We start from the raw sequence: 12,949 nt of genomic DNA, 5'->3' as shown, positions 1-12,949 counted from the left end.
TCCTCCATGTGCTTTCATAGCAGCGCCTCGCTTGCGTTTACGCACCTTCTTCCTTCTGCACCGTCGCAACAGCCTTTCCCTCCCCCCCACGCCAAAAAAAACAATCCGCGCCAAGGACGCGGGGCGCATCGAACGTTCTCTTTTACAGAAGTTCGACAAATCCCAACAAATCCCTTGCGCGGATCGCGTACAATTTTTTCCTGCCAAGCCGTTTCGTCTCCCTGCCGGTTCGTGCAGCCGGGCAAGCGTTACTCGAACTTAGGCAGCCAATCTCCGTGCGCCTCGATCAAATCGTCGCAAAGCGCCACGATGTCGTCCATCGACAGCTCGGCGGCCGTGTGCGGGTCGAGCAGCGCCGCATGGTAAATATGCTCCCGCTTGCGCGTTATCGCCGCCTCGATCGTGAGCAGCTGCGTATTGATGTTCGTCCGGTTGAGCGCCGCCAGCTGCGGCGGCAGATCGCCTACGTACGTCGGCGTCACGCCGCTCGCATCGACCAGGCACGGCACTTCGACGCACGCTTCCTTCGGCAAATTCGTGATCAGCCCCGTATTCATCACGTTGCCGCCGATTTTGTAAGGCACGTTCGTCTCCATCGCTTCGAAAATGTACGATGCATACTCGTGCGACCGTTCATGCGTGAGCGCCTTGTTGTTCACCATATCCTCGCGCATCGTTTTCCATCTCTCGATTTGGTTCACGCAGCGGCGCGGGTATTCGTCCAGCGGAATGTTGAACCGGTCGATCAGCTCCGGATACAGCCGCTTGATGAAGTACGGATGGTACTCGGCGTTATGCTCCGACGATTCCGTCACATAATAGCCGAACTTGAACATCAGTTCGAAGCGCACCATGTCCGTATGCTTCTCTTTTTGCTTCTCCATCGCGCGCCTTTTGATTTCCGGATACAGGTCGACGCCGTCCTTCGTGCACTCGAGCAGCCATGCCATATGGTTGATGCCGGCGATTTTCGTCTGAACGCCCTCCGTCTCCATGCCGAGCGCTTTGAACAAATGCGGCATGCACACTTGCACGCTGTGGCACAAGCCTACCGTTTTGACGCCGCCATACGTGTTCATGACGTTCGTGAGCACCGCCATCGGATTCGTATAGTTCAGGAACCAAGCGTCCGGACACACCTCGCGAATATCGCTCGCGAAGTCCAGCATGACCGGAATCGTGCGCAAATTGCGGAAAATGCCGCCGATACCGAGCGTATCCGCAATGGTCTGGCGCAGCCCATACTTCTTCGGTACTTCAAAATCGGTAATCGTACACGGATCGTAGCCGCCGACCTGAATCGCATTGACGACGTATTTCGCTCCGCGCAGCGCTTCCTTGCGGTCCGTATACGCTTTCACGACGCACTTGCTGCCGCTCGTCGCCTTCAAATTGTTCAGCATGTTCTCGGAATCGCGCAGCCGCTCGAGATCGATATCGAACAGTGCCAGCTCGAAGCCTTGCAGCGCCGGCGTCAGCATGCAGTCGCCGAGCACGTTTTTGGCGAAGACAGTGCTTCCCGCTCCGAGGAATGTAATTTTGGACATGAATGCGTTCCTCCTTCTATTCGTTGGGCCGAAGGCTTGGCGAAAAGTCAGTTTCTTTGCTGTATCAAGCCTTTCCTACCATTCACTATACACCTTGGCCTAGTGCGGCGAATATGGATAGAATCCACTTCCATATAGAGAAATGTAGTTTCTGGCGGTATAATAGCAGTATTATAGTCGCCCGAGAAAGTATGGCTGCACTGCGGCTTGGGAATGTGGGGCCCCGGCTTCGTTGAACTCGCGTTCCCGGGAATTGAATCAACGGTGGGAACACGAGTACGAAGGCGCACGCAACGCTCACCAACCCGCATTTCCCATACACCGCGCCGCCTTTCTCGCGCAGCCTGAGTATTACTGGTATTACGCCATGAAGGAGCTGCCCTCATGACCGCATCCGTTGCCATCAATCCGTTCCCCAGCAAAGGTGAACTCGTCGTCCTGTTTGCCGGGAACGAACAGACCGGACCGACCCATCAAGTGGGCCCGCAAGTGCGCGACTATCATCTCGTTCATTATGTCGTGTCGGGCCGCGGCCGTTTCCGCTGCATGGGACGCGACTACGAGCTGGGTCCGGGCGAGCTGTTTTTCATTTTTCCGGGGGAGCTTGTGTATTACGAATCCGATGCCGACGATCCGTGGCGCTACCGCTGGATCGGCTTTCGCGGCGAAAATGCGGACCGCCTGCTCGCTATGGTCGATCTGTCCCCGCACCGGCCTACGCTGCGCGCAGTGAGCGGGCGCCGCAACGCCGCCTTGTTTCACACCGTGGAACGGACGCTGCTCCTCGGCGATCCGGGCTGCGATTTGCGCGCCGAAGGCTACATGCGTCTGCTGCTCGGCGATTGGGCGCAAAGCCGCATGTCCGTCCCCGCCAGCAAGCAGGCCGAGCACCCGGCCAGGCATCACGTGGAGCAGGCGATCCGCTGGCTCAATTTGCAATACTCGAAGCCGATCTCCATCGAGGAAATGGCGCACACGTTCGGCTACCACCGTACGTATTTGTCCAAAATATTCAAGCAGTTCACCGGCTTGCCGCCCATGGGCTATTTGCTGAAAGTGCGGATGGAGCGCGCCAGGCAGCTGCTGCAAGAACCGCTTACGATCGAGCAAGTGGCCTCTTCGGTCGGATACCCGGACGCCCTTTATTTCTCCAAACAATTCAAAAAATGGTACGGCTGTACGCCGTCGGAGTTTCGTACGCAGCATCCCAATCGGCAGTACGAGTGTTAATTTTATAAAATTATCCCGGGAGCAGCCTTAAAATGATCGATTCTTACGAACGTTATAGCGGAGATTGCGTATACCTCCGTCTTTTGACGGAGCTGGACACCGACGCCTTGCTCGCGTTTCGCACACAAAACCGCGATTTTTTGCGGCCATTCGAACCGGCTCAAGCAGACGAGCATTTCACCAAGGAGCACGTGCGCAGCCTCCTTTCCCGTTGGACCGCCGAACGCGAGGCAGACGCATCGTACAGCTTCGGGATATTCGAATCAGGCTCCGAACAGCTCGCGGGCACGATTCGGCTCAGTGGCATCGTCCGCGGTGCGTTTCAGAACGCCATGCTCGGCTACGCTCTCGCCGAGAATCTCGGCGGGCAAGGCCGGATGACGGAAGCGGTGCGGCTCATTCTCGAAATCGCCTTCGGCCCGTTGCAGCTGCACCGGGTGCAGGCAAACGCCATGCCCCGGAATGTGCGCTCCCTTCGGGTATTGGAAAAGAACGGCTTTCGCCGCGAAGGCTACGCCCCGCGTTACTTATGCATCAACGGCGGTTGGGAAGACCATATTTGCTGCGCGATCACCGTCGAAGATTACGAAATCATCCGATTTGGACGCTTCCGGTTATAATCGGAAAACTGTTTGCAACTGGCTGCAAATCGTTTACAATGAGGAATTAGAGGAGGGATATCCATGACCCAAATGGACAACTTCGGCAAATTCCTGGAAGGACTTCGCGGCAGAATGTCGTTACGGGAAGCTGCGCAGAAGAGCGGGTTATCTCATGCCTACATTCGCGACCTAGAGCTTGAAAAAAATCGCTCTACCAATGATAAAATCAAACCTTCTCCGGAAACGCTGAAGAAATTATCGGAAGCTTATAACTACTCATACACCGACCTGATGCGCAAAGCAGGCTACTTGCGGGAATCGCTCAGCGACCGGCATCCCGTCGTTGACATCGATCTCCACCACATTTTGTTTATCGAGATCAGCGCCAAAGAAATTACTTATCACGCCCAAGACGTCAAAGTCATTAAGAGCATCGAGTCGCTGGTCGACTTCACGGAATTTCTCGAAAACTTGGACAGGCACGGATTCAAGAAGCTGGATAACGACTTGTTCGTGAACTTGCATCAGGTTCGGAGATATTCGGAGCGGGACGGCAAGCTTTACTTCGATACGGAAGCCCGCGGCAGCTACGTAACGATTTCAGCCATCCGGCAAAAACGTTTCCACGACCTGATCCTCCGTTCCGTCGCCCGCAACACCAACACAAGCCTCGAATACAACTTCGGCAGAAGCTCCGCCGGCGTTACGCTTCTGCCTGCGGAAGAATAATCGTTTCCGAAACCTGAGCGTACGGCTCAGGTTTTTTTATTTTTTCTTTAACTCCCCGGCCCCGCAGGATTTTGTCGAACTGCAGTCGAAACAATTAAGTAACCTGGTATTGCGTTGAATGATCGTAAGGAGCGACATTTTTGATTGCATTGAAGTACTTGCTTATCGAACTCACTTATCTCATGCTATGGCCCTCGTTTTTCAGCTTTGCGCTCAAACTGTTTCGTTTCCCTCTTAAGGCATTTATCGTGCAGATCGCTTTTTCCAGTATTTTACTGTCTCAACTATCCACGCTGATTCAATCTACAAAGCTTGCTTATTTCATGTCCATTCTTCACTGTTTAGGCACAATGCTTGCGATGTGGCTTATTTTTCGCGTACGGCTTATGTATTCCATAATCATGGTGCTCTTGGCGGATCTTGTCTTTTCGGTTACGGAATATGCGATAAATATTATTAACCCGAGCGGCTATATAACGTTTGTAACCGAAGATAATATGTTTCATTTTTTTGTTTCAGGCATTCCCTTTATTATAGCCGTCAACCTGATTACTGTCGCCATGTCATGTTTTAGACTAGGTTTTACGTTTATTTCACGCAGCGGGCAAACGAAGCGACTGCAATTCGTCGGGAGCACGGTAGTTAAAATCACTATTTTTGCAGGGATGCTGATGCTTGCGATCTCTAGTTTGTTATACTATTTCATACCGAAAATCCTTCTTGCATTCGCGTTGGCCTTGTTCATCGTGCTAGCCATTCTGCTGCGGAAATCGTATCGCTGGGAAATGGAAGAAATGAAAGAATAGGTGCCGGTTGGAATCCGGGCGAACATTGAACAAGACATTCATTAGAATTTCACGAGTTAAAAGGAATTTTGTCGTTGTTTGTCGAATATAGGTAGTAAGGTGATGAAATATGAAGTTTTTTATCATATGGCTAAGTTATATGTTTTTCTGGTCATCCATCATTAGCTTTGGTCTCGTTCTGTTCAGGTTTAAAATTCGCCAATTCTTGCCGCACATCTTGTTTGGCAGCTTCGGTCTTTCCACCATCGGCGTCATTATGCAGTCGCCAAATTTAGTACCCTTTCTTTCCATGGTCCTTTTTGCAAGCGGTACCTGCTGCATGTGGCTGATTTTACGCTTTCCCTTCGGCCATGCGCTATTGCTCATGACTGTCAGCTATATGGTCGCTCTAATGACAGAATGGCTGATGAATTTGCTTTTGCCGGCAACTACCATAGTGGTAATATCGGAAGATAATCAGTTTCGATTCTTGGCGTCTGCCGTGCTCATGTCATCTTTTCACTATTTATACTGTATGGTCTTGCGCCGATTCCGATTGGGATTTTCGTTCCTTTCTCAATCTTACACAGGCAAACAATTTTTCAAACAAAATTCCAAAACATTTAAGGCTGCAATATGTATCAGCATCCTCGTTCTATTGACAACAAGTATTTTGTTTTATATGAAACCTGGGCTCAATTACATCTTAGCTCCACCTGCCCTATTGGGCCTGACAATACTGTTTAAAATTTCATATAGATGGGAATTTACAGAATAATTATGCATTCGACATAAAATGTGGTTATTATCGCAGCCTCGCTGTTTTTTTTTCGCGCTTTTCCCTTGTGCTATAAGCCGCTTTTAGTTAATCTATACATAATGGAATCGTTATGTGACTTTCCCCCCTCAACATCATTTTTCGACATTTTTTTCTCATATGGGTAAACAGAAGTATATGAACCTTAAAATTTTGAGCTGACTATCATAACCAAAGATATTAAATTAACATTCTGTGAAACAGTGGCACTTAATAGGTCGAGCAATAAGATAAGGGGGCTTTTCTTTTGTTGAATCAGTTAGCAACCGTTTTATTTTCTTTTATAGAATTTTTCTGCGGACTTATATGCGTCTTGACGATATTTAGATTGCCTATACGTTTTAGGCTTATAAGAATAAGTTTCATGGTACTAGTCCTCTCTATTATCAGCTCATATACTTTTGCTTATATTCCTGATTTTGCTCTAATCATTAATTTTGCATGTCTAACCATTATTCTAACAATCTTTTATCAATTGCCTTTTTTCTATTCGTTACTCGTTACTTTCGTATTTTATTTACTGGGAGTAATTTTCGAATACGGCTTCTTCTCTCTAATGGGAAATGTATTACATATTTCGTTGGATATTGAATCTCTAGGTGTAAATTTAACTTATGTAATTACTGGAGTCATTCAACTGATTATAGCTTGGTTGCTTGAACGTAAAAAACTGGGTTTTATGTTTATTTCTAGATATTTTTCTATGAGACATGCTGTAAAAGGATATAACTTTGCTTTGTCAGCTGTATTAATCGTGGGGATCATGTCAGTTCAAGCAGCATCCCTTGTCGTGGTGAATAAGTCGTTCAACGTTACAAACTTCTATTTGCTAATGTTAATTACGATTCTATTTTTATTAGGTATTTTCATTGCCTATCGCCAAAACAAACGACAGTTGAAAGAGAAGCACGAAAGGTTGGAAAAAAGGTGAATTTTATCGATAACCTTGCGACGCGCTGGACTAATTTCATACGTTCAAATTATCAAAATGCCGCTTCTGAAAAAGTTTTATTCTATGCCATCAGCCTTTCAATAAACACATTCTTATCTTATTTCTGTACACTGCTCATTTGTGCTTTTACAAATCACTTGCAGCAGGCTGTAATTGTAATTGTTATGTATAGTTTACTTCGTACCACAAGCGGCGGGGTGCATTTATCGACTTCTTTACGCTGCTGTACATATTCCATACTTATGTTTACGATTATTTCTCATATATCTTTTGATTTTAATTACATGCATATAGGGTTAATTATTACGATCTTGTCATCTCTTATTTTAATGCGGACTGCACCTGAAGGAATAAAAAATATAAGTAGAATTCCAGAGAAACACTATCCACTTTTGAAACTAATTTCTGTAGCTTTGGTACTTTCCAACATTTATATTGGTTCTTCAATTATTGCAATTGCTTTCTTTGTTCAAGCAATTCATACGACCAAATTCGGGTATTCTCTCATCTCTTTTGTCGAGAGGATCATAGATCATACTTTAGGAAAGGAGGGAGCTGAGCATGAAAGTTAAAATTGCGTTCGTACTGAATGCAGTGCTGCTGGTGGTCGCTTCTTTATTCGTCTCAACCAATTCCTACACACTGCACCGCCCGGAAACTCCGGAAGAACTGCTGAAGTAGTCCGCCAACAGCCGCTCGGCTCAGCCGGGCGGCTAACCAATCATCTATCCTGGAGCTGATCCCCGATGACCCAGAGAATTCCCGTTACGCGCGACGGTAAGAGAGGATCGGACATCCTAGTCATCGATTCCAACGATGTGCTCAAGATTGAAATTATACGGGACCACAGGTACTTGGTCCATACCAAAGACAATCAGTACTATCTGGACTTGACTCTGGACAGCATTGAGGAATGGCTTTACGAAGACGGGTTTCGCCTTTTGGACAGCTCCAACATCGTGAACATGAACCAGGTTCAAGACTACGACGCCCGCAACGGAACTGTATATTTCGGCGATCCGTTGCGCAAGAAGACGAAAACCGCATCCGCAGCCAGAATTCATAAGGAACATATCGAGACGGTTATAGACATGCTGCGCTCCGCCCAGGCGGAACGAACCAAGGAGGAATACAAACCGTATATTCCGCAGCCCTACGAGACCGAAATTATAATTCCCCAGGAGGAAGATGACAAATTCTCGCGTTCGTACGCCACCATCCGAGCGATGAACGCACGCAGGAAAGCTGAAGAAAAGATTAAGCACATGGCTTACCATGATGCGTTAACGAATCTTCCCAATCGGCTGTTGTTCCACGACCGGATGCTGCATGCTTTTAACCGCGCGCGCGAAAACGGAACTCAGACGGCGGTTATTTTTTTCGACTTGGACCGGTTTAAGGTCATTAACGACACACTCGGCCATCATATCGGCGATCGTCTGCTGCGCGACGTTGCGGGCAAAATTAAAACCTACGTTCGCGAGGAAGACATCGTGGCCCGGTACAGCGGCGACGAGTTCTTGATCCTGATGCATGACATTAAGCACATCGATCAAGTGACGCAATTCGTCAAAGGCATTCCGAAAGTGTTGCGCGATCCTTTCATCTATGAAGAACAGGAGCTGTTCGTTACGGCCAGCATCGGAATTACGCTGTTCCCGGACGACGGTACGGACGCTGACACGCTTATCAAAAACGCCGATATTGCGATGTACCGGGCCAAGGAAAAAGGCGGCAACACGTTCCAGCTGTACCATCCGGAGATGAACATGCGCTCGCTTCATTGGCTCAATCTCGAAACTCATTTGCGCAAAGCCGTGGAGAAGGAAGAATTCAGCGTCTATTATCAGCCTTTGGTGGACCTCGGCACAGGAAAAATTTTCGGCATGGAATCGCTGCTCCGCTGGAACCACCCGGAATGGGGCATGGTGTCTCCCGGCGAATTTATTCCGCTTGCGGAAGAAACGGGCCTTATCGTTCCGCTCGGCAATTGGGTGTTAAAGCAGGCGTGCAAGCAAACTTACGAATGGAGCCAAATGGGCTTTCCGAAGCTGTGCGTCTCCGTGAACATCTCCATGAACCAGTTCCACCAGCCCAATTTCGTACAGCTCATTCAGGACACGCTGCGCGAGACGAAGCTGCATCCGAACCAGCTATGTTTGGAAATTACCGAGTCGGTCGCTATGAAGAACGTCTCCTACATCATGGAAACGATGGAGAACCTGAAGCAGCTCGGCGTGCAAATCTCGATCGACGATTTCGGCACCGGCTATTCGTCGCTTAGCTACCTGAAAAAATTCCGCGTCCATACGCTCAAAATCGACCAGTCGTTCATTCGCGACATTACGGTTGACGAAGATAGCGCCGCTATTGTAACAGCTCTTATCGCGATGTCGCGCAAGCTGAAGATCAAGTCGCTCGCCGAAGGGGTCGAAACGCAGGAGCAGCTGCGCTTCCTCAAGGAGCAGGGCTGCGACGAGATTCAAGGTTATATTTTCAGCACGCCGCTTGCGCCGGAGCATTTCGAAGAACTCGTTAAAAACAATAAGCTGCTCGAGATATATTAACAAGGAGAAAAAGTAAAGCGGCTCTTACCGCGCAACCTTTTTCTCCTTTTTTACGTTTAGAATAGATAGAACTTCGAAGAAGGAGTGGAGCTACGAAAGTATGACTGTTAAACCTGCAAGCTCCGCAATTGCTCCGGGAATGCCGCCGCGCCGTCCGGGAGCTCGAAAAAAAAGGCGCTCCTTCTGGGGCTTTTTGCTCCTGTATGCGGTATCGTTCTGTATGTTTTTCGCGATTTTGTTCTCCATATGGTTTTATTTGACGCCGTGGGGCGCCGATCTTCGCTATATGATGGCGGATACGCTCATTACGACGCAGCACCGCGACTGGGCCAAATATTTGATCGGCTCGAGCGCGCTGGAAGAGCGGGTTGCCGCGTACATGAAGCAGTTCAACGATATGGGCGACAAACCCGACGAGCGCGTTTCCGAGCCCGCCGTAGCCGTTACGTCGCCGCAAAAACCGAAGGAGCCCTACGAGATTGAACCGGTGGAAGGCAAAGGTTTTAAAGGCTACATCGTATACATCAACGATCCGACGAAGCTGCGCGTCATCGTTCCAAACCGTGTCGGCAAAGGCGAAAAAGTGACATCGATGGTGCAGCGAACCGGAGCGCTGCTTGGCATTAACGGCGGCGGGTTCATCGACCCGAACTGGGAAGGAAACGGCTTCCAGCCGGAAGGCACCGTCATGTCCGGCGGCCAAATTTACTACAACGACAGCGACAAAAAGACGAAGCAGCATATGATCGGCATCGATAAAACCGGGCGCCTGATCGCAGGCAACTATTCCGCGAACGAGCTGCTGCAGATGGGCGTACAGGAAGCGGTGTCGTTCTCGCCGCGGTTTATCGTGAATGGCGAAGGCCAGATCAAAAATCAGGCCGACGGCTGGGGCATCGCCCCTCGAACCTGTATCGGCCAAACGAGAGACGGGCGCATCGTATTCGCCGTTATCGACGGGCGCCAGCCTGGCCATAGTATCGGAGCTACGTTATACGACGTCCAGAAGCTGTTCCTCGAGCGGGATGTCGTCATAGCTGCGAACCTCGACGGCGGTTCGTCCACCGTTCTCGTCAAGGGCACAGCAGGCGCCAAGCCGGAAATTGTCAACAAGCCTTCCAGCGAGTACGGCGAGCGGTATTTGCCGACCGCCTGGCTGCTCTACGACAACCCGCAAACGGTGCTCAACAAAAACATTTGGGAAGGGCTCGATATTCGTAAAATCGACCCTTCCAAGTGGTAAGGCAGGCAAAGATAGGCTCCGCCTATACTTGTTTATGGCGAAAAAGCCCGACGGTATCTATGACCGTTCGGGCTTTTTCGGTGTTCCGCAGGACTGCTTGCACGTTTAGCGGACTGCTGTCGGCTCCGGTTGTTGCTCTTCTTCCGCGGCAATCGACGCTTCCAGGGATGCTGCGCCTCCGGACACGGATGCGTCTGCCGTCTCTTCGTCCCCTCCGGAAGCTCCCTCTCTCCACACCTTAACTTGCCGCGCGGCTTGTGCCGTCACGTCCTTCGCTTTGCCGATGAATTCCGAAGTATGCGTGCCGACCTGCTTCGCCAATTGCTGCGTCTTCCCCGACACCGCCGAGGCGATTTGCTGCGTCCTCTCGCTTACTTGCTGGCAGCCGCTCGCGATGTCCGCCCGCAGCTCGCGGCCCGATTTCGGCGCCAGGAGCAGCGCCGTCACGGCCCCCAATACGGTGCCGGCAATAGCGCCCGCGATAATATCTTTGCTTCTTTGGTTAGTCATCATGGATCCTCTCCCTACTCGTTCTCGCGTTGTTTTGCTTCCGCGCGCATTTTTCGTCCCGACTGCCATTGCCGCCATAGCTGTACGCCGGTTGCGGCCCATTCCAGCGCTTCCTGGACACGAGCCCGGTGCGTATGTACCGCCTGTTCCACTTCAAGCACCGACCGCGCCAGTTGGCGCGACGCTTGCCGCACCGTGCCGCCGACTTCGTTCAGACTGTCGCCGACATTCCGCACCGAAGCGGTAAACGAGGATAGCTCCTGCAGCTTGCTTTGGACTTCGGCCGCTATCGCTTCTGTTTGTTGCAACAGCCTGGTCGTTTGTCCGCCGGTCTCCTCCAGCTGAAGCTCGAACCGCGCCAGTGCATGGCTCACTTGCCCCATCGTCCGGCTGACCGCCAGCATCGTCCGCACAGCTACAGCAGTCAGGACGACGAATGCCGCCGCAGCGACTACTGCGCACCACTGCGCCACCTGCATCGTTTTGCACCTCCCGGCACCCGGGACGAATGCCCAGGGAATAGTACAGTATAAGTAAGAGGGGCTTGGCTTGACACAACAATTTTTACGGCTTGCGGGAATAGGATCGATTGGGTAGTATAAAAATAAAGATGGAGCCGTGCTGGTAACACGACTCCACCGGCAATAGGCCGCTTCAAAGGCGATCGGCTCGGTAAGCAGTCGCATATCAGATAGACCGCACACCAGGCAGAGGGGCGGTCTATCTGCGTTTATTGGACATAAGTGCGATAACGACGTTCACAATCAGCGTCAGCAGCGCGATAAGCAGCATACCGAAACCGATCATTACCGTTAAGGCATCTTTGACGTCCACACGCATCATCTCCTTTCGGAGATGAGCCGACCGCCCTTGCAAAGCCTACTATTGTCACTAGCGATTATATCATTTCAAATTACCCCGAACTGGCGTTCGAGATGCCGTTCCACCGTCTCCACCGCATCGCTGATGCTCGTCACGGCGTAACGTATCGGTTCCCGCTCGTACTGCTCCCCTGCATGGGCGTAGCGCGGATCGTAGTAATAGTCAAGCAGCAGCCCCACCGCTTCCGCATACCGTCCAAGCAGCAAATGCTGCTCGATCTGCGCCGCGATCGGCGTATGCATCCGCTTCTGGATGCGTTCGAACGCCTGCAAGCATTCGTCGCGGTGCTTCTCCGGCTCGTAATCGGCAATTATGTGGTTCACGCGCGCCTCTTTCGGCATGTCGAGAAACAGCTGCGTCCCCCTTGCCTTAGCCGCCATCAAAAACTCCGGCATCACCGCTTTGCCGATGCGCTGGCTCTCTGCCTCTATCAATACGTAAGGTTCATTCCGGCAACGAATCAGCTCGTGCAACAAAAGCGCTTCAAACGTCTTCTGATTGTTCGGCTTCAGCCCGATTTGCCCGAAAATCGAGCCGCGATGGCCCGCCATCCCTTCCAAGTCGAGCACCGGGTAGCCGCGCTTGGCCAGCTCACGCAAAATCTCCGTCTTTCCCGTGCCGGTGAACCCGTTAATCACGACGCATTCCGGGCGAAAATCGAACGTCTCCAGCGTCTCATGCACCCATTTGCGATACGCGCGAACGCCGCCGGCCAGCCGGTATACGCGCATGCCCATCAAGGCCAGTACGGTAGCCGACGTTTTGCTGCGCATGCCGCCCCGCCAGCAGTACACCGCTTTGCGGCCGGGAAGCTGCTCGAATTCGCGGATGAACGCCGGCAGCTTCGCCGACACGATTTCCAGCCCCCGCTCCTTCGCCGCGTGAATGCTCACTTGCTTGTACAACGTGCCGATCTCGGCCCGCTCCTCGTCGCTGAACAAAGGGATGTTGAGCGCGCCGGGAACGGCGAATTCATCGAATTCGCTCGGCGAACCTCGGCGTGATGATCTCGTTCATCTATATGGCCAGTCTCATTCACAAGTGGTGGCTGCCGCAGCTGCGCATTGGCCGTAAGCGCCTGCTGT

15 protein-coding genes are annotated in these 12,949 nt (G+C 51.2%); 10 read left to right on the top strand and 5 right to left on the bottom strand.

The window, feature by feature from the left end; all coding sequences use genetic code 11:
* Positions 1–248: 248 nt before the first annotated feature.
* Positions 249–1,547, bottom strand: a complete 1,299-nt coding sequence (gene melA / locus SD70_RS31300; RefSeq protein ID WP_041052509.1) for an alpha-glucosidase/alpha-galactosidase — start codon at positions 1,545–1,547, stop codon at positions 249–251.
* A gap of 384 nt (positions 1,548–1,931) precedes the next feature.
* Here melA and SD70_RS31295 point away from each other — a divergent pair, with 384 nt between their 5' ends.
* The 10 genes from SD70_RS31295 (at position 1,932) to SD70_RS31260 (ending at position 10,472) form a co-directional block, all read left to right on the top strand.
* Positions 1,932–2,777, top strand: a complete 846-nt coding sequence (locus SD70_RS31295; protein WP_041052508.1) for an AraC family transcriptional regulator — start codon at positions 1,932–1,934, stop codon at positions 2,775–2,777.
* A 32-nt stretch (positions 2,778–2,809) separates the two neighbouring features.
* Positions 2,810–3,397 (top strand): GNAT family N-acetyltransferase, encoded by a 588-nt coding sequence (locus tag SD70_RS31290; RefSeq protein ID WP_052488103.1) that lies wholly within the window; start codon positions 2,810–2,812, stop codon positions 3,395–3,397.
* A 63-nt stretch (positions 3,398–3,460) separates the two neighbouring features.
* Positions 3,461–4,108, top strand: a complete 648-nt coding sequence (locus tag SD70_RS34330; RefSeq protein WP_052488102.1) for a helix-turn-helix domain-containing protein — start codon at positions 3,461–3,463, stop codon at positions 4,106–4,108.
* Between the two features lie 140 nt (positions 4,109–4,248).
* Entirely contained in the window at positions 4,249–4,914 is a 666-nt protein-coding gene (locus tag SD70_RS31280) for a hypothetical protein (protein ID WP_041052507.1), read from the top strand.
* 109 nt (positions 4,915–5,023) lie between these two features.
* The gene (locus SD70_RS31275; RefSeq protein ID WP_041052505.1) at positions 5,024–5,671 is read left to right on the top strand and encodes a hypothetical protein; all 648 of its coding nucleotides are present in this window, start codon (positions 5,024–5,026) and stop codon (positions 5,669–5,671) included.
* A 286-nt stretch (positions 5,672–5,957) separates the two neighbouring features.
* Positions 5,958–6,641 (top strand): hypothetical protein, encoded by a 684-nt coding sequence (locus SD70_RS31270; protein ID WP_041052503.1) that lies wholly within the window; start codon positions 5,958–5,960, stop codon positions 6,639–6,641.
* Positions 6,638–7,234, top strand: a complete 597-nt coding sequence (locus tag SD70_RS35525; protein WP_197081244.1) for an accessory gene regulator ArgB-like protein — start codon at positions 6,638–6,640, stop codon at positions 7,232–7,234. Before SD70_RS31270 ends, SD70_RS35525 begins: the two co-directional genes overlap by 4 nt.
* Entirely contained in the window at positions 7,224–7,343 is a 120-nt protein-coding gene (locus SD70_RS35520) for a cyclic lactone autoinducer peptide (RefSeq protein WP_082053793.1), read from the top strand. Before SD70_RS35525 ends, SD70_RS35520 begins: the two co-directional genes overlap by 11 nt.
* Before the next feature lie 65 nt (positions 7,344–7,408).
* Entirely contained in the window at positions 7,409–9,229 is a 1,821-nt protein-coding gene (locus SD70_RS31265; protein ID WP_041052502.1) for an EAL domain-containing protein, read from the top strand.
* A 100-nt stretch (positions 9,230–9,329) separates the two neighbouring features.
* Positions 9,330–10,472, top strand: coding sequence for a phosphodiester glycosidase family protein (locus tag SD70_RS31260; RefSeq protein ID WP_041052500.1), 1,143 nt, complete (start codon positions 9,330–9,332; stop codon positions 10,470–10,472).
* A gap of 105 nt (positions 10,473–10,577) precedes the next feature.
* On the opposite strand, the gene SD70_RS31255 is transcribed toward SD70_RS31260, so the two are convergent.
* From SD70_RS31255 to mnmH, 4 genes are all read right to left on the bottom strand, one after another.
* Positions 10,578–10,985, bottom strand: a complete 408-nt coding sequence (locus tag SD70_RS31255) for a YtxH domain-containing protein (RefSeq protein WP_041052498.1) — start codon at positions 10,983–10,985, stop codon at positions 10,578–10,580.
* Between the two features lie 11 nt (positions 10,986–10,996).
* The gene (locus SD70_RS31250; protein ID WP_041052496.1) at positions 10,997–11,461 is read right to left on the bottom strand and encodes a DUF948 domain-containing protein; all 465 of its coding nucleotides are present in this window, start codon (positions 11,459–11,461) and stop codon (positions 10,997–10,999) included.
* Positions 11,462–11,702: 241 nt separating this feature from the next.
* Positions 11,703–11,822: a putative holin-like toxin gene (locus SD70_RS38945; protein WP_394298041.1), complete on the bottom strand. Its 120-nt coding sequence runs from the start codon at positions 11,820–11,822 to the stop codon at positions 11,703–11,705.
* A 68-nt stretch (positions 11,823–11,890) separates the two neighbouring features.
* Positions 11,891–12,805 carry a tRNA 2-selenouridine(34) synthase MnmH gene (gene mnmH, locus SD70_RS31245; RefSeq protein WP_052488101.1) on the bottom strand — a complete coding sequence of 305 codons (915 nt, stop codon included), beginning with the start codon at positions 12,803–12,805 and terminating at the stop codon, positions 11,891–11,893.
* Positions 12,806–12,949 lie beyond the last annotated feature (144 nt).

This window comes from Gordoniibacillus kamchatkensis (genome assembly GCF_000829455.1).
In the GTDB taxonomy this organism is placed as follows: domain Bacteria; phylum Bacillota; class Bacilli; order Paenibacillales; family NBRC-103111; genus Gordoniibacillus; species Gordoniibacillus kamchatkensis.
This window is presented reverse-complemented; position numbering and strand designations above follow the sequence as displayed.